This is a genomic window from Mesorhizobium sp. CA12 (assembly GCF_020165255.1).
In the GTDB taxonomy this organism is placed as follows: Bacteria; Pseudomonadota; Alphaproteobacteria; order Rhizobiales; family Rhizobiaceae; genus Mesorhizobium.
Window position 1 is genome coordinate 102288 of the sequence record NZ_JAIUHT010000012.1, and the last position, 21359, is coordinate 123646.

16 protein-coding genes are annotated in these 21359 nt (G+C 60.6%); 7 read left to right on the plus strand and 9 right to left on the minus strand.

From position 1 onward, the window contains the following. Positions 1–152 precede the first annotated feature (152 nt). On the plus strand, positions 153–1190 hold the full coding sequence (locus LB520_RS20170; protein WP_318012115.1) for a threonine synthase: 1038 nt from the start codon (positions 153–155) through the stop codon (positions 1188–1190). On the opposite strand, the gene LB520_RS20175 is transcribed toward LB520_RS20170, so the two are convergent. The 3 genes from LB520_RS20175 to LB520_RS20185 all read right to left on the minus strand — a co-directional run bounded on the left by LB520_RS20175 (position 1185) and on the right by LB520_RS20185 (position 5697). Further along, a complete protein-coding gene (locus LB520_RS20175) occupies positions 1185–2258 on the minus strand; it encodes a PLP-dependent cysteine synthase family protein (RefSeq protein WP_224638747.1) in 1074 nt (357 codons plus the stop codon). The genes LB520_RS20170 and LB520_RS20175 overlap by 6 nt on opposite strands. Next, the gene (locus LB520_RS20180) at positions 2252–3187 is read right to left on the minus strand and encodes a kinase (protein ID WP_224638750.1); all 936 of its coding nucleotides are present in this window, start codon (positions 3185–3187) and stop codon (positions 2252–2254) included. Before LB520_RS20180 ends, LB520_RS20175 begins: the two co-directional genes overlap by 7 nt. Positions 3188–3315: 128 nt before the next feature. Further along, the gene (locus LB520_RS20185) at positions 3316–5697 is read right to left on the minus strand and encodes a transketolase (RefSeq protein ID WP_224638753.1); all 2382 of its coding nucleotides are present in this window, start codon (positions 5695–5697) and stop codon (positions 3316–3318) included. Positions 5698–5823: 126 nt separating this feature from the next. Between LB520_RS20185 and LB520_RS20190 the strand changes: the two genes are divergently transcribed. Beyond that, positions 5824–6291 carry an Lrp/AsnC family transcriptional regulator gene (locus tag LB520_RS20190; RefSeq protein WP_140721070.1) on the plus strand — a complete coding sequence of 156 codons (468 nt, stop codon included), beginning with the start codon at positions 5824–5826 and terminating at the stop codon, positions 6289–6291. A gap of 639 nt (positions 6292–6930) precedes the next feature. Here the strand turns inward: LB520_RS20190 and LB520_RS20195 are convergent. Both LB520_RS20195 and LB520_RS20200 read right to left on the minus strand, forming a co-directional pair. Next, positions 6931–7170: a DUF6894 family protein gene (locus LB520_RS20195; protein ID WP_224608034.1), complete on the minus strand. Its 240-nt coding sequence runs from the start codon at positions 7168–7170 to the stop codon at positions 6931–6933. A 15-nt stretch (positions 7171–7185) separates the two neighbouring features. Next, positions 7186–7923, minus strand: a complete 738-nt coding sequence (locus LB520_RS20200) for a Crp/Fnr family transcriptional regulator (RefSeq protein ID WP_224608037.1) — start codon at positions 7921–7923, stop codon at positions 7186–7188. A 2402-nt stretch (positions 7924–10325) separates the two neighbouring features. Here LB520_RS20200 and LB520_RS20205 point away from each other — a divergent pair. Together LB520_RS20205 and LB520_RS20210 are read left to right on the plus strand one after the other, a co-directional pair. Continuing rightward, positions 10326–11585 (plus strand): GGDEF domain-containing protein, encoded by a 1260-nt coding sequence (locus LB520_RS20205; RefSeq protein ID WP_224638755.1) that lies wholly within the window; start codon positions 10326–10328, stop codon positions 11583–11585. A 1284-nt stretch (positions 11586–12869) separates the two neighbouring features. Further along, a complete protein-coding gene (locus LB520_RS20210) occupies positions 12870–13154 on the plus strand; it encodes a PilZ domain-containing protein (protein WP_224547915.1) in 285 nt (94 codons plus the stop codon). A 187-nt stretch (positions 13155–13341) separates the two neighbouring features. On the opposite strand, the gene LB520_RS20215 is transcribed toward LB520_RS20210, so the two are convergent. Beyond that, entirely contained in the window at positions 13342–13605 is a 264-nt protein-coding gene (locus LB520_RS20215) for a hypothetical protein (RefSeq protein WP_224547917.1), read from the minus strand. A 222-nt stretch (positions 13606–13827) separates the two neighbouring features. Continuing rightward, entirely contained in the window at positions 13828–15597 is a 1770-nt protein-coding gene (gene ligD / locus LB520_RS20220; protein WP_224638757.1) for a DNA ligase D, read from the minus strand. A 325-nt stretch (positions 15598–15922) separates the two neighbouring features. On the opposite strand from ligD, the gene ehuB reads away from it, so the two are divergent. Beyond that, positions 15923–16795 carry an ectoine/hydroxyectoine ABC transporter substrate-binding protein EhuB gene (ehuB, locus tag LB520_RS20225; RefSeq protein ID WP_224638760.1) on the plus strand — a complete coding sequence of 291 codons (873 nt, stop codon included), beginning with the start codon at positions 15923–15925 and terminating at the stop codon, positions 16793–16795. A 91-nt stretch (positions 16796–16886) separates the two neighbouring features. Here the strand turns inward: ehuB and LB520_RS20230 are convergent, their stop codons facing one another. Both LB520_RS20230 and LB520_RS20235 read right to left on the minus strand, forming a co-directional pair. Next, positions 16887–17327 (minus strand): CopG family transcriptional regulator, encoded by a 441-nt coding sequence (locus LB520_RS20230; protein WP_224638763.1) that lies wholly within the window; start codon positions 17325–17327, stop codon positions 16887–16889. A gap of 5 nt (positions 17328–17332) precedes the next feature. Next, a complete protein-coding gene (locus LB520_RS20235; protein ID WP_224638765.1) occupies positions 17333–19318 on the minus strand; it encodes a conjugal transfer protein TraG in 1986 nt (661 codons plus the stop codon). Positions 19319–19610: 292 nt separating this feature from the next. Between LB520_RS20235 and LB520_RS20240 the strand changes: the two genes are divergently transcribed. Both LB520_RS20240 and LB520_RS20245 read left to right on the plus strand, forming a co-directional pair. Continuing rightward, positions 19611–19865 (plus strand): helix-turn-helix domain-containing protein, encoded by a 255-nt coding sequence (locus LB520_RS20240; RefSeq protein ID WP_224547933.1) that lies wholly within the window; start codon positions 19611–19613, stop codon positions 19863–19865. Continuing rightward, positions 19865–21175, plus strand: a complete 1311-nt coding sequence (locus tag LB520_RS20245) for a type II toxin-antitoxin system HipA family toxin (protein WP_224638770.1) — start codon at positions 19865–19867, stop codon at positions 21173–21175. The genes LB520_RS20240 and LB520_RS20245 overlap by 1 nt, the downstream gene beginning before the upstream one ends. Positions 21176–21359: the final 184 nt, after the last annotated feature.

Here is a 21359-nt window from a genome sequence, read left to right on the forward strand (position 1 = left end):
ACTCCAAAGGGTGCGCGCGGTGTCAGGAGACCGCACCCGCAAATCTTCGGCCGGTTTATTCGGGTCCTCCCCCTCATCCTCTGGACGGCGCCACCGCCTCGCGCTCGCTATGGCGTTTTGCGCATATGCTGCCTTGCACAGCCGCGGATGCAGTGAGCCTTGGCGAGGGTTTGACACCGTTGCTTGCCGCGCCTCGCATCGGCGCGCTTCTCGGCGTGCCCAACCTCGCAATCAAGGACGAAGGCCGGAACCCGACCTGGTCGCATAAGGACCGCTTCTCGACCGTCGCGGTCAGCGTGGCGCGCGCACGTGGCGCGAAGACCGTCGCGACCGCGTCTTCTGGCAACGCCGGCGCCTCGCTGGCGGCCTACGCTTCCAGAGCCGGGCTGAAGTGCGTTGTCACTACTTTCGCCGGGTCGGCCGGCGCGATGCTGGCGCAGATCCGAAAATATGGCGCGACGGTGCTGCCCTTGGTCAACAAAATGGACCGATGGTCACTGCTGGAACAGGCGGCTGCCCGCTATGACTGGTTCATCGCCTCGCCCTATCACGGTCCGGTCGTCGGCAGCCATCCGCTCGGCATAGAGGGCTACAAGACGATCGCCTACGAGATCGTCGAGCAATCGGATGGCGCGGCGCCGGACTGGTGCGTCCTGCCGGTCTGCTATGGCGATGCGTTGTCCGGCCTGTGGGCTGGCTTTTGCGAATTGTACGCGCAAGGGACCATCACGCAGCTGCCCCGTCTCGTCGCGGCGGAGGTGCACGGGTCGTTGGCGGACGCCCTTGCCAGCGGCGCCGATGCCTTGAGTGAACGCAAGATGCTCTTCGACAGCCTTGCCGTATCGATCGGCACCCCGCGCAGCACCTTTCAGGCTCTGAAGGCTCTGCGCGAATCGGGCGGGCACGCGGTCCCCGTCGACAATCATGGCCTGATCGCGATGCAGGAACGCCTTGCGCGCGACGAAGGGATCTTTGCGGAACTGGCATCGGTTACGCCGCTGATCGCCATATCGACGTTGAGGGATCGAGGGGTCGTCGCGGCCACAGACCGCGTCGTGGCCGTCGTGACCGCCAGCGGACTCAAGGACCTCGATCGGTCCGCCGGATCGAATGAACACGGCCAGATCTTCCAGACGACGCAAGATGCCTGGCGCTGGCTCGACAAAAGCGGGCTGGATCTCGTCTCATAGATTCTCCACCGCACCAATAGCCGAGGGCACTGCACTTGCTGCCTGGGTTTGGAGCACATCGTCGAGACTGCGCCGCAGCCAAAGAAAGCGCGTCCATTGCGTCTCTGCGGCTGGTGCGATTGTCGTCAGCGTCCTCGGCTCAGACGGTTCCTTGCAGGGCCAGCCAGGCAAGGTCGCAAGCCAGTCGTCATTGTAGACGGTCTCGGCATGGCGATGACCTTCGTCAGGCATGATGACCGCGACCTGTGCGTCCGGAAGGGTCTTTGCGACCCACCGCGCCACCAACGCGGCGGCGCCGCTGGTTGGCCCCATGAAAATCCCGTGCTCGCGCAGCAAACGGTGCGCGCTCAGATACGCCGGATAGGCACCGACCCAATGAATCTCGTCGACAAGCTCATGCCTGACGTTTTTCGGCAGAACGCTGTTGCCCAGGCCCCGCAGCATGCGTTTGCCGATGGGCTGCCCAAACAGAATGCTGCAATGGGTATCGACGGCAAACACCGTCAGATGGGGAAAGACCGTTCGCAGAAAGGACGCGGTGCCGCATAGCGAACCGCCCGTCCCGACGCAGCCGACCAGACAATCGACCTTTCCCATTGCCCGGATGAAAAGTTCAGCCAGCCGCGCATAGGCAAGCCAGTTCCCCGGACTGTCGTATTGGCGGGTCCAGAAGCCGTCCGGCTCCTTGGCCAGGATTTCCTGCAGGCGCTCAAGCCGGCCAGGCTGATTGCCGTCACCGCGGGGATCGTCAAGTGCGATGACCGTGGCGCCGATGCGCTCCAGCCGGGCTTTGTATTTGGCGTCGATAAGGGTCGAAGCGGTGACGAGGGTAAGGCGATAGCCACGCGCCGCCGCGAGCAGCGCCACCGCCATGCCGAACGTGCCGGACGTCGTCTCGACGATGTGGGAGCCTGCCTTCAATTCGCCATTCGACGCTGCCCGATCCAGAATGTAGCGGGCCGGCATCAGCTTCATCAACGGAAAAGCCGCCGCCACCAGATTTGGCGCCAGGCGAGCAAGGCGTGGGGTCTCAAGGTCCCTGAAATAGTCGACTGCGAGGGTCACCATGTCCAGCCCTCCGCATTGACCAGATGGACCTCGACGTCCTTGAAGCCGGCGCGTCTTATCTGTTGTGCGGTCAAAGCTGCCCGTCGCTTCAGGTTCGATGCGAAAAGATCGAAAATCAGACCAAACAACGAGCCGCTATGGGCGACTTGCACCCCGCAGGCCCCGGCTCGCCTGGCGATTTCGGCGATCTCGTCGAACCCTTGTTTCGGCAAGTGCCGTTGACTGATCACCGCGCTGGCCGAGGCGGCGCGTCCGAGAAGATTTGGGTCCTGACGGTAAACCGCGCGCGCCACCAGCGCCCGAAGCACGCCGAATTCCTGGATTTCGGCACTGTCGTAGCGCGCCGGCGGCAGCTGCAATGTGTCGACCGGGACGCCGCCATTCGCCTTGAACCCGACCAGTAGCAGCGGCGGCAGCGAGCCGCCGAAATTCTCGATCACCGTGCCCTCGCGTTGCGCGAACAGGACCGCATGCTCATCGAATGCGATCGCGTCGCTGGCGCGCTCGGCGGCAACGGCGAGACGCCCGATGCTCGAGGGCCGCAACTGGATCTTGAGGGCTGCGGCCACAGCGCGAATGGAAGCGACGACGTCCGCGGTCGATGAGCCGTAGCCGTGCCCCACGGGAATCGAGCTTTGAAGTGTCAGCACGCCACCACCGGTTACATTCAAGAAATCGAGTGTGAGCCGCGCGGCTGCCGAAGCCTTGATCTTATGATCGGGGTGGACAATGACCGCATCGCCGTCGGTTCTGGCAAAGGTCGCCTCGGACCTCAAAGCGGCGATCGGCAGGGTGACCAGCCCGCGATGAAGGCGCCCGCCATCATCCTTGAAGACGCCCTGGATGAGCTCGCCGTGATGCGCGATCGCCGCTCCCGTCCCGATCGCAGAGCGCAGCGTTTCACGGCTCATAAGATCGCCGCCAGCCATTTCCATTCCCCCCATGGTTTTCTCGCAGCGGAGGAGAATGGCGCCGGCGGCTGATGCCCGCCCTCAAGGAATTCCGGTATTGACGGCTTGCTATCGAACGAGCCGGCCGGGAGGCGGGTGATCGATGGTCAGGCGGCGGAGCCGAGGTGCCTCAGCGGCCGGCCAACCGAAACCGCCTGCGCTGCAGCCATGATACCTTGCGCATCGATCCCGTAATGCCGGTAGAGATCGGCGATCGTACCAGTCTGGCCGAAATGCTCGACGCCCAAAGCGCGTGTACGGTGGCCATGGACCGACCCCAGCCAGGCGAGCGTCGCGGGGTGCCCGTCCAACACCGTCACGATGGCGCAGGACGCCGGAAGACCGGCAAAAAGGCGCTCGACATGACTTGAAGCGCGCTGATGGCCGTACTGGCGCGCCCGGGCTGCGGCTGACCAGCCGGCGTTCAGCCGATCGGCCGAGGTCACGGCCAGAAGCCCGACATCGCGCCGATCGCCGGCCATCAATCCCAGCGCCTGTACCGCTTCCGGCCCGACTGCGCCGGAATAAGCTATCACCAGGTCGGCGTTTGGCCCGGGCGGGCGCAGCCAGTAGGCGCCATCGACGATGTCGCGCGCCAGCTTACTTTCCATCGGGCGTGTCGGCTGCTCGATCAAGCGCGTCGAGAGCCTCAAGTAGACCGAACCTCCGGTCTGATCTCGCAGCCAGGTATGGTCGTCAGGCTCGGCTTCGCCGGTACGCTGCATGTAGTCGAATGCCCAACGCAGGATGATTGCCAGTTCGTCGACATAGGCAGGCTCGAAAGTCGCCAGACCGTCCTGCGCCATGCCGATCAGCGGCGTGGCGATCGACTGATGCGCTCCGCCTTCTGGAGCCAGCGTCACGCCGGAGGGCGTCGCCGCCAGGATAAAGCGGGCGTCCTGGTAACAGGCATAGTTGAGCGCATCGAGACCGCGCTCGATGAAGGGATCGTAGAGCGTGCCGACGGGAAGCAGGCGCTCGCCGTGAAGCGAGTGCGATAGCCCGAGCGCCGAAAGCATCGTGAAAAGGTTCATCTCCGAAATGCCCAGTTCGATATGCTGTCCCGACGGCGCAAACGTCCAGTTGAAGGTGGAGGGAATGCGCTCCTGGCGGAAAATGTCCGCCTGGTCGCCGCGCGCGAACAGACCCCGCTTGTTTACCCAGGCGCCGAGATTGGTCGAGACGGTGACATCGGGGGATGTCGTGACGACACGGCTTGCAAACTCGCTGTCCGATTTTGCGATCTCGTGCATCAAAAGCCCGAAACCTTGTTGTGTCGACATGGCCGGCTGAGCGCCGAAGCCGATGCGCGCTGGCACCGGAACAGCTGGGGCTTTGTGACGACGCGGGGCTGGCTGCGCAAAAGGCGACGACGCGAGGAAGGATCGTATCGCAGCCTCGTCATAGGCAAGGCCCTCGAAAATGTCCCATTCGCGGCCCTCGCGGACTCCCATGCCTTGCCGCAGCACGTCGACCTGCGTCGGTGTCATCAGTCCGGCGTGATTGTCTTTGTGGCCGGCGAGCGGCAGGCCGAAGCCCTTGATCGTATAGGCGATGAAGCAGGTCGGACGATCATGTCCGCGCGCTTGCTCGAAGGCATCGATGATGCTCGCCAGATCGTGGCCGCCGAGATTTGCCATCAGGGCCGCAAGCTCATCGTCGCTGCGCTTCTCGATCAGACGGCTGACCGGTCCTTGATCGCCCAGATCGTCCAGCAGGCGCCTGCGCCAGGCAGCACCGCCCTGGAAGGTCAGCGCGGAATAGAGCTGATTGGGGCATGCATCGATCCAGGTCCGCAGCTTTTCGCCGCCCTCTTCCTCGAAGGCGGCCTGTTGCAACGTCCCATGTTTCAGGATCACCACATCCCAGCCGAAGTTGCGAAAGATGGATTCGAAACGCTGCCACAGGCCTTCGCGCACTACCGCGTCGAGGCTCTGCCTGTTGTAATCGACGACCCACCACGTGTTGCGCAGGCCGTGCTTCCAGCCCTCGAGAAGCGCCTCGAAGATATTGCCTTCATCCATTTCGGCGTCGCCGAGCAGGGCCACCATCCGGCCTTCCGGCCGATCGGTCTTCCAGCCTTTTGCCGTGACATAATCCTGGACCAGGGACGAGAACAGGGTCTGCGCCACGCCCAGTCCAACCGACCCGGTCGAGAAATCGACGTCGTCGATATCCTTGGTTCGGGACGGATAAGACTGCGCGCCGCGATAGCCACGAAAATTCTGCAGCTGCTCAACCGTCTGCTTGCCGAACAGATATTGGATGGCATGGAATACCGGGCTGGCATGCGGCTTGACGGCGACGCGGTCCTGCGGCCTCAGGATCTGGAAATAGAGCGCCGTCATCAAGGTCGACGCGGACGCCGACGACGCCTGGTGGCCGCCGACCTTGAGGCCGTCCGTCGACGCCCGAAGATGATTGGCGTGATGGATCATCCAGACGGCCAGCCAGAGGACCTTGCGCTCAAGCTCGGAAAGGATCGTCATCGTCGGCTCCTGTGAAATCGCGGCTCAACGATACCTGCGTCGCTCTTCCAAATGTGACTATTCTTGCCCAAACCGATCGATCATATTGGCTGCTCCAGCCAATAACGACGCCCAAACGAGGGAACGATGCCAAATCCAGCGCTTGACGCAATCGACCTGAAGATCATCGCCGCGCTGCAGAAGAACGCCAAGGCGACTTCGAACGACCTCGCCGAAGCCGTCGGTCTGTCGCCCTCGCCTTGCGCGCGGCGCGTCAGACTCCTGGAGAGCGCCGGCGTCATCAAGGGCTACACCGTGGTCGTCGACCAGAAGAAGCTCGGCCTGCCGATCAGCGCTTTCGCGTCGATCAAGCTTGAACGGCAACGCGAGGACGATCTCGACCGTTTCTCGCAGGCCGTGCTGCGCTGGCCGGAGGTCGTCGACTGTTACCTGATGACCGGCCAGCGCGACTACCTGATGCGCATCGTGGTGCGCGACCTCGAGGCCTATGAGCGGTTCATAAAGGACAAGCTGACGCGGCTGGACAACATCGCTTCGATCGAAAGCAGCTTTGCCCTGGGCCAGGTCAAGCGCTCGGAAGTGCTGCCCATTTGAACGAGCAAGTATTCTGCGACGGCCGTGGCGGCGGCAACTGAAGCGAGGCTGGGCACCCGTCACCTACCCCGATAGTATTTCACCGACAGATGTATGCCCGCTCGTGCAGCCCGCGAGAGCTGCGGCAACCCCTATTTCGGCCTTGCCGACACATGTCAAACAAATTTGCCAAGTGCCGACAGGTACTCCGTTATCCGATGTTCAAGCCACGCTGGGCACCATCAAGATTCCGGCTGCCGTGGCTGTAAGGGACGTCGGCCAAGCAGGCTTTATTTCGCTGCTCGATAAGAACGGGAAAGCGCTTCTTCACTTGGACGTAGGCTTCCAATCGACTCACGTTTCCGAAACTCTTCCGATCTGATTCATCGGAGAAGCCGGTGCAAGTGTTGTCCCACAGGGACTGGGATCATGTCCACGCCGCTTTGTTCTCCGCCACCGCGGGTTGTACAGGAATGCAAAGCAATCCAAGCGCTTTCCAAATTGACAAGCGGTCGAATTGCTTTGCTTGCGGTGATGCCGACTGTCAATTTCTGGCGTCGCGATATGCTCATTACGGGCGACATAGGCGGTCAGCGATCATCAAGGGTGGTCTGCGTCCAAGCGGCAAAGACCGCCGCCAGTCACGGAAACCCCTAACCTTCATTGAGCGCTCGGTTGCGCATGCAGAGATAGGCTCAACCTTGCCAGCTTTTCTCCATGCTCGTTGCGGATTTCGATGAACAACTCCTGGCCATTGAGGTCCTTAAGGAATTCTCTCGTCAGGTCTACCAGACCTTCTATGGCCTGACGACGCGCGCTCCCGATCCCATCGCATTCGATGCCTACCTCATCCTTGAGGACAACGTCGCGATCACCGCTATCAAAGAAGTATCTCGCCATCGCACCAGCTCGCCATCAGAATGTTGTTGCGGTCCTTTGATGCAAGTAGGTGGCGTCAAAATCTCCGGCTCGGACGAGCCCGGCCCAATCAACAGCATGAAATCGGGTGCCCTCGGTAAATATAAGCCCGTTGCGTCGCAGCTCCTGAAGCACTCGGTTCACGTGGACAGTTGACAGGCCCAACGCGTCGGCAAGGGCTGCCTGCGTGACCGGGAGATTGGCTACATGATCTTTGATAACCCCCATCGAGTGAAGGCGGACGATCAGTTCGCACAATATGTGAGCCATACGGGTATAGGCGTCGCGCCTTCCAACGTTGGTAACCCATTCTCGGTATATCGCTGCGTCGATCAGCGTCGAGCGCCAAAATATAGCGGCTATGGAGGCATGTCGGTCGCAGATGGCTCGCATAGCATCATGCCGCATGAAGCCCAGACTGGCGCGCGCGAGCGATGAGAAGGTGCAGTCCAGAACCGAGAGATGCATACCGTGCAGATCGGGAATATCTCCCGGAACAAAGAAGGACGTGATCTGCCGTTTGCCGTCGCCGGTAAGCTTGGTGGATCCCACCAAGCCCTCCAAGACCACAAATGAATGAGTAGGTCGATCGCCCTCGCGTACAATATCCTCGTTTGCATGATAGTCCCTCTTTGAAAGCGGAATGCCTTCTAAAATAGCTATATCTGACTGGGTCAGATCGGAGATGTTCTGAAGCTTACGGATCAAAACGTTCGGGGAAAGGACATGTGCCAAGTTGGGTGACCGGGTTGAGTTGCGTACCGAACCTGGATTAGGCGGTAATGTTCCATTTGGCGGGCGGCTTTGCTGCCAAGCGCGAGCTTGGAAATGTCTTACGAGCGCAGTCCCGGCCTCGGTTTTTTGGTGATGGCTTTGGCCTCTCGGACGAGCGAAGACCAATTCGTGCCGAGTAGAGAGACCAACTCTCGCGCTTGTGCCTCGGTAATGATTTCTCCAGAAGCCTCTGCACGAGGTCGCGCCCCGAGGTAATCGGCATAAGCGTGGTTCCAAAGAGATATGATTCGCAACGCCCGGTAACGACGCCGTTCGATGTCGTTCCGCTCATCCGATGATTTCTAAGCGGCGTTCGCGCTTGCACCGCCCCCGGCGGCTGCCAATCCATGTGGGCGGGTGCCGGAGCGCACAGACGCGATCCTTCACGTCCTGATCTTCTTTGATTGTGCGGGTGGGATCGAGCTGTTGCGTTGGCGTGACTGGCGGGCATTCGTGATCTGACGATGAACGGACGGAGGGAAATTCAGTAAATCCCTAGGACAATGACGAGTATGATTCCGATCGCCGCTAAGGTCATGACCGCGACCATGGCGGCCTCAAACGGACCGACGCCATTTCTCACGAAATTCATGGTGCCTCCCCGCATGCCACTGGGCCTTTCCTGAACCTCCAAGCTAGGCCGTGACCTGTTCCCGCTGAATAACACATGTTATCGGGGCATGAAGAAACCGTTCTAAGCTTGCGCACCACTGAAATTGCTGAACTCGAGTCTTGGCGAGAGCTGCGACGCCTCCCTGCTCAAGGGAGTTTTCGTGAGCTCTAGAAGGCATCATCGTCTCGTCACCGATAGTTTGTGCACCCGGAACCTTTGCATCGCGGTTTGCGTGCATGGACAGAATTGTTCCTGCTCCAACGGCCTCTCGCCCGGAACAGGAGTCTTGGCGGCATTAGATCGGAAAAAAAAGAATGAGACTATCATAGGTAATCGCGTGCCGTACCTGACGTCGCGTAAACGCCCGATCAACGGGCTTTTCGGGAGCGGACGTCATGCTGTATCCAGGTCGGTTTTTGGAGGCGAGCGAAATCGAGATGCTAGCTCGGGTTCTTCGGGCGATCTGCGCTGAGCGCGGCATTTTATCGGCTTCGGAACAAGGGGAACGCTTAGCGTCCCATTTGCTCAAGCTTTTTATGAACGGCTTGACTGGGGAGCACGAGTTGCTTGACGCCGAGAGGAACCTGGCTCGACGGCATGGCCAGTCGCTCCAGCGGCTTTCTGGCGGTCACGCGTGGACGAAGGAGGCCGCGTGAATTCAACGTGGATCATTCAACTCGCTGAAGATACGCAATTTTGGCGCAACGCTGGAATCAGGCCCAATACGCCACGAGATCGATGCCGCAATCGCCAGAGCGGCTGAGCGCAACAAAAGCATGCTCTCGGGTCCAGATTTGGAGCGGTTCCGATAGGCGGCAGAAGGGCCAAATATCGCCACTCGTTCGGATTACGCGGCATGCGATTACTAGCGCCCAAGTTTGGCACGGAGCGCGATCATACAGTTCAGTTTGCTCGGGTCCGGGGGGACAGAAGCGCAGTGGGCTTCAAGAAATACAGCGGCGTATACGCGCCTTGCGATCTCGACATCCTTCAGAGGGTATTCGACCAACTGTGCAGAGAGCGACGTCTGGCCCTCAAAGACGAGGAGCAGAGGGAACATCTTGCGTGCGAAGTTATTGCAGCCTTCGATAGGGGAATAACTGACGAGACGGAATTGTGGAAATTGCTTTCAAAGCTCCGCATTGCCAAGAAGGCCTAGTCTAGGCACCTGCCAATATTTGGCCGCCTAGGTATGGACATTAGCGTCCGAGCGGCAGCTTTGAGGCCGATGCCAATTCTTCCTCGTCTCTAATTCCTGCCTGACAGTTTGCTACAACGCGAGACACGAGCGCTTCACGTCGCTGAAGCGATTGACCATCGGTTTCAATCTTCGAGCACGCGTGCCAACAAGGCGATCTCGGCCGAACTGAACACGCCAGCTTGGTTAGCTCCTTGAGAAATCGGTATGCAGAGCTCCCTGAGCGGAATACATGAGAAACTAATCTCATTTGATGTTTTGACGCAAAGCAAAAAACCGCTGCGGAAACCTAAGGCGCGGCGACGCGCCATCTCAGAACACGAACGACCGAAGGACTCTCGAACGCGAGACACCAGAATCCAAGAGTTGATCTCGCGCAGAGCACGGTGCGCCGGTAAGGCGGATGCCCACGTCCTTGGCTGCAGCCTAGGATCTTGGAACACACCACGCCTGGAAATGAAATCTTCAGGATAGTTTGACACGCTTGGGCTTTACGGAACTCCGGGTGGGGTCCGAATGGATGATCAGGAGAAAGCGTAAGGCCTCTCGACTGTGTCAGATCTTACGCACATCGATGTGCAGGATGATCCTGCCTTAATTGCTGAAGTCGACCGGCTTCTGGCGCGCCGAACGCGCGACATCCGCCTCAAAGGTGAGGTCAGGCGGCTGTTTCGGGCACGTGTCTGGCCGCAAACGGCGAAGATCATCCGCGCCTGGATGATCTGGGTGGCCGTGTTGGATATGCTAACGCTGGCGCTCAACATGCTGATGCTCCCAACCGCAATCGCGCAATCTATGCTGCTGCCTGCAGGTATCATCCCGCCCGTCGTCGTCGCAGTGGTTCTAGCATGGCGAAAGCCGCGCCCTTCCTGGCTCGAAGGGGGTTCGCTGATTACAGGTATGTTCCTGATTTTGCTGTCGGTGGCCTTGGTCGGCGTAGCCGCTGGCGGCGAGTTCTATGAACGGCAATTGAACGTCATGCTGTTCGTAGCCATTACAGCCATCATCATCTTCGGCATCCCGCTGGCCTGGACGGTCGCGATCGCGGCGCTGGCGCTCGGACTGTATCTCGTGTTTCAGGTGCAGAATCCGGCCATTGAGCATGGCAGCGCGATCGATGGAACGCTGTTCTTCGCCAGCGGCATCTTCGCGACGGTTGCAGCCCGTCGCATCATGACAATTCTCGCTCAAAAGACTTTCCTGTTTGAGTTGCGCGACCGGCGCAGGGTCGCCGAATTGGCTAAAGCGAACAATCGACTGGAATTGCTGGCGAAGACCGATCCGCTCACGGGCATCGCCAACCGGCGCTGGATGACTGAAACACTCGAGCACTTGTGGGGAAATGACAAACGTTGCCTCGACGGTGCGGCGATGCTGATGTGCGACATTGATCACTTCAAGAAGCTGAACGATCATCTCGGCCATTCCGACGGCGATCGCTGTCTGGTGGAGGTCGCCAATATTATCCAGGAAAACGTCAGGCGCGATCGAGATCATGTTGCCCGCTACGGTGGGGAAGAGTTCCTCGTGCTGCTGCCCGGGGTGACAGAGGAAGAGGCTGTCTCAGTGGCTGAACGGGTTCGTAAGAGCGTTGAGGCCGCCGCTTTGCCCAACCCAGGATCGCGCGTCTCGCGCAGCGTCACTCTCAGCATTGGAGTTGCAGTTCAGACCGCTGACGAAGCCATTTCACCGGAGCAGCTACAGGGTAAAGCGGACGCCGCACTCTATTTGGCCAAGCAAACCGGCCGGAACCGGGTGCTGCTCCACACACCCGACCCAGCGGGACGTAAACATATTCGCTCGACACGGTGATGCTCTCGAGCGGGTCCGCAGTGGGCCGTTCCGGAATATGTTGGCATTTCAATCTACGTGAGTTGAATGTGCGTATTCATCATGGCTAAGCCAAGCGCCGCTCGACCTGCAACGCGCGGCTCGCAGCATTGGCGAACATGACTCGCCATTCGAAGGTTAGCGATTCCCCTGATCTCCACGCCGTCGGCCGCCGCAGTTTGGGTTCGTCAGGCTCGCAATCTCACCAACCCTCCCCGCCATGCCGCCAAGCCAACATCGGAGGACAACGGCTTGGCAGCGGTAGCACGACGAGGACATTAAAATTCCGAGTATATTAACCGCTGAGAAACCATATCTTGCGGCTCATGCTTCTGCGCGGAAACCCTCCGTACCTCGGGGCGTACTAATTTGAGTAACGGCAAATGGCTTGTTGCAGGTGCTCAAAGCAACGACAGGAGAATGTTACGGCCAGCGTCTTCGGAAAACTTGCTAAAACTTTCGCGGGTGGTGCTGTCATCGCGATTATGTGCGTGTCCGCAAATGCAGCCGGAATTGGCGTCAGCGCATCAGTCGGCGGCAGTGGAGGTGTTAATGCCGGGGCTGGGGCCTCCTTGGGCGGCTCCAACGGGGTGAACGCCGGGTTCGGTGCCTCCATTGGCGGATCAAATGGCGCCAACGCCGGGGCTGGAGCTTCTTTGGGCGGCTCCAATGGGGTGAACGCCGGGCTCGGTGCCTCCATTGGCGGATCAAGTGGTGCCAATGCCGGAGCTGGTGCTTCCCTAGGCGGCTCTAACGGGGTGAACGCAGGCGCTGGGGTGACAGTGGGCGGTGCGAGCGGCGTCACGGCTGGCTTAGGCGCTACGGTAGGCGGCACCAGTGGGACGGGCATCGGAGTTGGTGTTGGGGTCGGCAACGGCGTTACTGCCGGGGTCGGGGTAGGAACCAATCCGAGCGGCCTGACAAGCCCGGTTAACCCGACGAGTCCCAAGGTGGCCAGCGCTGTCTCTGGCTTGTCTGGCACTCAATTGGCTCGGATGAAAAATCGTTGTGTCGATGTGCTGGGCAGTCAGGACAGCTACGATCGGGACCTGCGCCAACTGTGCCTGATGATTTCGCGCCGATAGTCTGGCCTGCAGGACGGAAGTGTGAACAGGCAGGAGGCCCGTTGTGACACTCTCCGGCCTCCAGCCGGTTGGAAGTCCGCTGCGACAACGCGGCGGGCTTTTCGCCGTCCGCGGTTCGTTCGTGATAAGAAGGGGCGGCTTCGGGGTCGATCGGCGCTGATTATGCCCGGAGGAATCCACGTTGTCGGAAAAGGACCACCGTCGCGAACATCGGAAGCGTGTTCTCAAGGGCGCGACGATCATCACCAGCATTACTAACTCGGAAACCACGTGCACGATCCGCAATCAACACGCGGCTGGAGCAGAATTGAAAGTGCCGGCCGACACTAGGGTCCCGGCAGAATTTCTACTCTATGTCCCGGTCGATGGGATCGCTTACCGGTGCGTGATACGCTGGCGGAAGAACGACAGGATCGGCGTTCAATTTACCGGCACCGAAAGCAAGCCGAAGCTTCACTATGGCTGACGGATCGATAATGTTCGGCGTGGCCTTCAACGGATATCGGAATGAACAAAGCCATCCTATGGGTATGTGGGATCGGAATGGTCCTGATCCTTCCGTATGTCCTCCAGCACAATGGGCTGATCAGATTCTAAGCCTCTACGTGACCGGCGGACTGGTGGTCAGGAAAAATATTTCGGTTCCTAGCGCGTCAATTCTCGACAGGCGGCCCGTCCTGGGCGACCTCGGCCCTTGCCGCAGCGCGAATGAGCTTCGCCTCTCGCACGAGCGAGTTCCAATTCATACCAATTAGGAGGGCAAGCTCGTAGGCCTGCGCCTCAGCAATACCGGTTTCTTGAACGAGCTTTTGGACGATCGGTATCGTCTGGTTTTTGTCTGACATTGGCTGGGAATCTCTTTTCCCCCAGCGGCCGCAACTTTCAAACTCGGATTTGGTTCCCAAGGCATCGAACAAAAAAGTGTCCCATCATAGAACGCATTCACGATTTGATGATTTAAGCGAAGCAGTCGATCCGCCGAGGTGTAGCTGCTCTTTCGTCCCGGAAAGCCCGTCGCTTACGCTCATTAGCTGCGACGGGCTTTTCTTTCGATCGAAAACCATCCCTTCCTAGCGCGCCGCAGCCTCGAATGCGACGCGGACGTCATCGACAGGACCCTGCCGTGCTCTTTCTTACAGTCAAGCCGCCGTTTGAGCAGCGGCTCTAAACGGATGGCTCATGGTGAAAACGTCCGGCCTAATGCCGACTTCAACCTGTTTCCATGTAACTGGATGCGCAATCGGAAAGCCGGGCCGCGATCGAGGTGAGAACGCACCAACTGCGGTATTGCCTCGGCCGTTGCGAAGGTAATCTAGAAAAATGTGGCCTCTCCGCGCTGCCGGGTCGGCTGACAACAGGTACCGGTCAGGATCGGCATCAACGAGACATTGGGCCAGCGATTTGGCCAGTTGCCGCGCCCTGTCATGAGTCATCTTCGCGGCGAGCGGTGCCATTAAGTGAATACCTTTGCCGCCGGTGAGCTTCGGCCAGCTGTCCAAGCCAGTTGCTTCCAAGATCGCGCGTAGCGACAGCGCGGCTTCGATCACCGCATCCCAGGAGACGCCCTCGCCAGGGTCGAGGTCCAGGACAAGCCGGTCGGCATGTTCAATGTCGTCAATCGTGGCATTCCAAGGATGAAGCTCGATGACATCCATTTCGATCAAGCCGAGCAGTCCGTCAAGGTCATCCACCCAAACCCGGACACCTTCGCCACCTTCGCGTTTTTGCACCCGCAGCTGGTGCACCGACGCAGGGATCGGCGGCAGCGGCCCCTTGTGATAGAAGGTGGCCCCGTACGCATGGCGAACCAGCTTCAATGGTCTTCGGCCCAGATGAATCAACGCTCGGTCGGCCACCCGCCGCCAGTAGCCCAAAAGCTCTTCCCTGGAAGGTGCAACCGCATCGGGTAGCAGCTGGAGAATGTTCTCGCCAGGAACGCCATGTTGGCTCTCCAACCTGCGCTTGGAGAGCGACGGCGGCTTCGCTGGGATCACAGCGAGATCCTCGCGCAATCCCTTGAACACCGCCTCGCGCAAGATACCCCGGTCGGTCACGCCACTGAATTGCACCTCAGCCGGCACCTCCGGCCGCACCCAAGTTGCTTTAGGCTTTTTGATGGGTTCCGAAAGAGGCGATTTGCTGATGATGAGCGGATCGAGCCGCTCGCGAACTCGCCGGGCTGCCTCCAGCGTATAGCCGCTTTGCGCTTTTCCAGCATAAAGCAGCCGCTCGCCCTCCCATCTGCCGATATACAGGGAAGCAACGCGGCGCGGCTGCGCGCCAAGCTTTTCGACGAAAGCCACAATCGGGAACGTGTCGCTCTTGACGCACTTCACCTTGAGCCAGCTCGTTTGGACACCGGAACGGTAGGGAGAGTCAGCCCGCTTTGAGACCACCCCCTCCAGGCCCATGCGGCAGGCATGGTCGAACACGTCCTTGCCGCTAATGTCCAGGTGTTCGACAAAGGTCAGCGTTGGAGCCGTTTCCTGCAGGAGCCTGTGCAGAGCAGCTTTGCGCTCAATCAGCGGCTGCTGTCGAATGTCTCGGCCGTTGAGGTACAAAAGATCGAACGCAAAGAACATGAGCTTCGGCGAGCTCGGGTTTGCCAGCTCCCGCTCGAGAGCCTGGAAATCCGGCAAGCCAGTCTTGCCGAGGACGACCGCTTCGCCGTCGAGGATTGCGGATTTGACCGATAGGTTCGCCGCCGCCTGGACGATCCGTTTGTACCGATGCGAGCAGTCATAGCCCCGACGGGTGAAGGCACGTGCCGCGCCACCTTCAACGATAAGCTCGGTCCGGTAGCCATCGTATTTGATTTCGTGCAGCCAGTCCGTATCGGCAGGAGCGCTCTCGACCAGCGTCGGTGATTGGAACTCGATGAAGGCGAGGTGACCGGTCAATTTACGCATGCACTCGAACTCCTGAACCGGGATTCAAACCGGGCCGGAGCAATCGGTTCCGAAGATTTTAGCAAAATTGAATATGATCCCCGCCGCCGGCGCGGGTTCGCTGCTACCTCTGGAAGTTCTTAGAAACCCTATAGCGATGATCGTGCGCTGAGCCTTATCCGCTCAACGGCCAATCCAGCGGTGAGCCGCCTCTCGCTGCCTCGCGTCGGCAATATTTTGTACATAGCTTGTATATCTATATTGACGCATTGGCGGCCCTCAACGTAGCGTTGAAGGGCTGGGCGGAACGCCTGTGCGCAACTCAATCTTACGGGAGGACTGCACGATGAATTTTCGAGCCCGATCGGCCGCCATCGGCCTGGCCTGCATCGCCTATGCCGCGATTGTTGGAACTGTGCTGCCGGCCACGGCGGAAACGACAAAGGAACGCGTCTTGAGAGAGGGCAAGATCGTGATCGGCATCCACAACCGCGCGCCATGGGGCTACAAGAAGGAAGAAACCGGCGAGTTGCTCGGCTGGCATCCGGACCTGCTCAGAGCTGCGTTCGCCGACCTCGGCGTCAAGCAGGTCGACTTCCAGGTCACCGAGTTCGGCGCTTTGATCCCTGGCTTGATGGCCGGGCGTTTCGATGCCGTGGCGTCCGGCTTGTCGATAACGCCGCCGCGATGCCAGCAGGTCGCCTTCGGCGCTCCCGACCTGAGGCAGGACGACGCGGCGATCGTACTCGCCGGCAACCCCAAGGCGATCCATAGCTATGCTGATCTTGCTAAGAGATCCGACACGATCATGGGCGGCGGCCGCGGCAGCAACGTCATCCAGAACGCCATCGCCGAGGGCGTCCCTGCAGATCGCATCCTGCAGTTTCCCGACATCGAGACCAACATCGCGGCACTGCGCGCCGGCCGCATCGACGCCGCGGTATTTTCGTCCCCGACGGTGATCGGGCTGCTGGCCGGCAAAAAGAACCCCGATCTGGAGCGCGCCAACCCATTCACGACCGACGAGAAGTCGATCAGCTACGTCGCGATCGCGTTCAGGAAGGATGATGGCGACCTGCGCGACCTTTACAATCAGGGGTTGGCCAAGGTCATGTCGAACGGCACGATTGCCTCCATCATGGCGAGGTACGGATTTGGCCCCACCGAAAACGTGCCGCCAGGATTGACGACCTCGCAGTTGTGCGGAGCCGCCAACTGACCGGATTGGCAACGGGAAGCCGCCCAGCAATCAACAGGACCTGGCGGCGCCGCGCGAGCCCGGGCGGCGCCTTCGCCCGCAGGCCCTCGCATCACTGCCGCTCAGGATCGCTGGATGGCACGATGTCTTCGGGGATTTCCTGCCGCAAGCTCGGCCCCTTGGCCAGCCGCCTGCCAAGCGCGGAAACGAAAGCTTCATAACGCTCGCTTGCCTTCGCGCGCGCTGCCTGGGCCATCGGCTCAGGCAAGGCCGGAGTGGTGGCAAGCCAGAAGCGGATGAAGACCGCGAGGGTTTCAACCGAGATGCCGACGTCGCGCTCCAACCGCGCGATCCGGCGATCGATCCGGTCGAGACGTTTGGAGATCGCCGCCTCGCGTTGCGCGTCGGCATCCGGAGAAAGGAAGGAGGCGATCGCCGCCTCAGCGACGAGCGACTGCGAGCGATCGCGCCGGGCGGCATAATCGACCAGCAAGGCCATCACGGCAGGGTCGAGATAGACAGAAATTTGGACCTTCTTCTTTCTTGCTGTCATGACCTTCACAGCTCCATGCCGTCGTCCGGATCGAGCGCGATCTGACGCGCCACGCCCCGAGCAAGGCGAGCCATCCGGCTGCTGCTCAATGCGAGATCATCCGTCTCGTCAGGCGCTTCGATCTCGAATTCGTTGACGGGCGGCAGCTCCGCCGCAGCCGGGAGAAGTCGATCGAGCTCGGGCTGACGTCGCAATTCGGACTCGGTCGATTCCTCCTGAACTTTCGCCACGGCAGTTGCGGCTGCCGTACCAGATGGCGGGAGCGGCAACGGAAGCGCCGTCCAATCGTCAGGCTCCGGCTCGGCTCGAGCTGTGACAGCCGGTGGCGGCAGAATGCGCTCCCGCAACCGCGGGTCTTCGAAATAGCGCGCCTTCTTCGCCCGGATCGGCGGCGTGCCGGCCAGCATGACGATCTCGTCGCCTGCCGGCAATTGCATGATCTCGCCGGGCGTCAGCAAAGGTCGCGCCGTCTCCGAGCGCGACACCATGAGATGACCGAGCCAGGGCGAGAGCCGGTGACCGGCATAGTTCTTCATCGCCTTCAGCTCGGTTGCCGTGCCCAAGGCATCGGAAACACGCTTGGCGGTCCGCTCGTCGTTGGTCGCAAAGCTGACGCGCGCATGACAGTTGTCCAGAATTGAATTGTTCGGCCCGTAGGCCTTCTCGATCTGGTTGAGGGACTGCGCGATCAGGAAGCTTTTCAAACCATAGCCGGCCATGAAAGCGAGCGCGGATTCGAAGAAGTCGAGCCGTCCGAGCGCCGGGAACTCGTCCAGCATCAGGAGCAATCGATGGCGATCCGTCCTGGCCTGCAGATCCTCGGTCAGACGGCGGCCGATCTGGTTGAGAATGAGACGGATCAGCGGCTTGGTGCGGCTGATGTCGGAGGGTGGAACGACAAGATAGAGCGTTGCCGGACGAGGATTGGCGACAAGGTCGGCGATGCGCCAGCCGCATGCGCGCGTCACCTGTGCCACCACCGGATCGCGATAGAGTCCAAGGAAGGACATCGCGGTCGAGAGCACGCCGGAGCGTTCGTTGTCGGACTTGTTCAACAACTCACGGGCAGCGCTGGCGATGACCGGGTGCGGACCGCCCTCCCCCAGATGCGGCGTCGTCATCATCGCGGCCAAGGTCGATTCGATCGGCCGCTTGGGATCGGACAGGAAGGCGGCTACGCCGGCAAGCGTCTTGTCCGGTCCGGCATAGAGCACATGCAGGATCGCGCCGACCAGGAGCGCGTGGCTCGTCTTTTCCCAGTGGTTGCGCCTTTCCAGCGAGCCCTCGGGGTCGACCAGGATGTCGGCGATGTTTTGCACATCGCGGACCTCCCATTCACCCCGGCGAACCTCGAGCAGAGGATTGTATGCGTCCGATCTTGCATTGGTCGGATCAAACAGCAGCACCCGGCCGTGGCGGGCGCGGAAGCCGGCGGTCAGATCCCAATTCTCGCCCTTGATGTCATGGACGATCGCCGAGCCAGGCCAGGTCAGCAGCGAAGGCACAACAAGCCCGACACCCTTTCCCGAACGCGTTGGTGCAAAGCAAAGCACATGCTCAGGCCCGTCGTGGCGCAGATAGTGAGTTCCATAGCGCCCCAGCACCACGCCGTCGGGGGCAAGCAGGCCTGCCGCGTGCACCTCGCTTCTTTCGGCCCAGCGTGCGGAGCCATAGGTCGCGACCTCCCTCGCCTCGCGGGCACGCCACAGCGACATGCCGATCGCTACAGCGATCGCGATGAAGCCGCCCGAGGCGGCAATCAGACCGCCGCGCGCGAAGATGGCTGGTGCGTATGCGTCGTAGAAATACCACCACCAGAAAATAGCAGGCGGATAGTAGACTGGAATGCCGCCGATGACGAACCAAGGCGCGCCCAGCCGCTCCTGATAGCCCAGCTGCCAGGCGGACCATTGCGTGGCGGCCCAGATCGTGAGGAGCACGATCAGGAAGACCACGACAATCTGTCCCCAAAGGACTTTCGTTCCCGACATTCGCTTCTCCTTGTGGCGAGAGGTCAGCAAGGTGACGCGAGATGCAACAGCCGTCTGACGCCGATCGCATCGCGTCGTGCCGTCGGCAAGGAAGACAGGGAATCGGGAAGCCCAAGAGCCCGGGGCGCGAGCGAGGGCGCCGTCCTCTTGGACTGCGCATTTGAGTAGCAGACATCATACGCGATTGCGTATATCCGATCTCTATACGCATTTGCGTGTGCGACAGATTTATACGCGATCACGTATATTGCAAAGCCATACGCGATCGCGTATATAAGCTCAGGAGGCTATCATGTCCGACCAGATCGCTCGTAACGAAAAGCAGCTCGGCGCCATTCTGCGTCGCGCCCGCAGGCAAGCCGATCTCACGCAAGAGACGCTTGGCAGCCGGATCCACCTGCGTCAGGCCACGGTGTCCCGCCTTGAAGCCGGCGAGCCGGCAGTCCAGCTCAGTACGTTGATGGCAGCCCTCTCCGCCCTCGACCTTGAACTCGTCGTTCGCCCGCGCAGCAAAAGCAGCGCCACCGAGATCGCGGACCTGTTCTGATGGCGCGGCGATCGGCTCACACGCCGCACAATGTCTTCGTGAACGGTCGGCTGGTGGGCGTGCTGCGCAGGCAATCCACCGGCGCCGTGGACTTTCGATATGCCCGCGAATGGCTGGACTGGCACGGCACCTTCCCTGTCTCGCTTTCGCTTCCCTTGCGGGAGGACCGCTATATCGGCGCGCCGGTTATCAATGTCTTCGACAACCTGCTTCCCGACAATGACGCCATCCGCAAGCGGATTGCCGAACGTGTCGGCGCAGATGGCACCGACACCTACAGCATGCTTGCCGCCCTCGGCCATGACTGCGTCGGCGCACTGCAATTCCTGCCTGATGGCGCCGATCCCGGCAGTCCTGGTAGCAGCGAAGGCAAGCCGATCAGCAAAAAGGATATCGCCGGGCTGATCGCAAACCTCGCTGTCGCCCCGCTTGGCCTCGGCGAGGATGAGGATTTCCGCATCTCGATCGCCGGCGCCCAGGAAAAGACGGCGCTGCTACGCAAGGACGGACGCTGGTACAAGCCGGTCGGCACGGCGGCGACCACCCACATCCTGAAACCGCAGATCGGCAGGTTGCCGAATGGCATCGATCTCTCCAACAGCGTTGAGAACGAATATCTTTGCCTTAAGCTGATCGACGCGTTCGGCGTTCCCGCCGCCAGAACTGAGATCGCCGACTTCGGGGAGCGCCGTACGCTGATCGTCGAGCGGTTCGACCGGTTGTGGGCCAGGGATGGCCGTCTCATGCGCCTACCACAGGAGGATATGTGTCAAGCACTGTCGGTCCCGCCAACACGCAAGTACCAGTCGGAGGGCGGTCCCGGCATGCCGTCGATTATCGAGCTTCTTAAGGGCAGTGACAGGCCCGAAGACGACATCTCGCTGTTTTTGCGTGCTTGCATAATATTCTGGCTCATTGGCGCGACCGACGGTCACGCGAAGAACTTCAGCATTTTTCTCGGGCCCGGCGGGCGGTTTCGGATGACGCCGCTCTATGACGTGCTGACCGCGCAGCCCAGCCTTGATGCTGGACAGATCCCGCGCAAGAAATTCAAGCTGGCGATGTCTGCCGGCAACAGCCGGCATTATTCCATACATGAAATTGTACCCCGCCATTTCATGCAGACCGCCGAGGTTTCCGGCGTGGGGAGGTCCCTGATGCGCAAGGTCCTCGAAGACATCTCCGAAAATGCCGAGAGGCGGACCGAGGCCGTGATTTCTTCGTTGCCACGTCACTTTCCCGCGCAGCTCGTCGAGTCGGTCAGATCGGCGATAATCAGGCGCGCGATCATCCTCGCCGAGACACGCTGATCAAGCTCAGAGGGCGGCCGGACAAGAATTCTGGGCTGCCCGACCGCACATTCGATAGCGACATACCCTACGGCGCAGCTAAGACTGCCTGTTCTCGGTACACCGGATCGTATCTTCCCAAATCTCTTGGCGCAGCTTCGCCCCTTTCGCCAGACCGTCTCGCGCCGTGACGAAGGCCTCATAG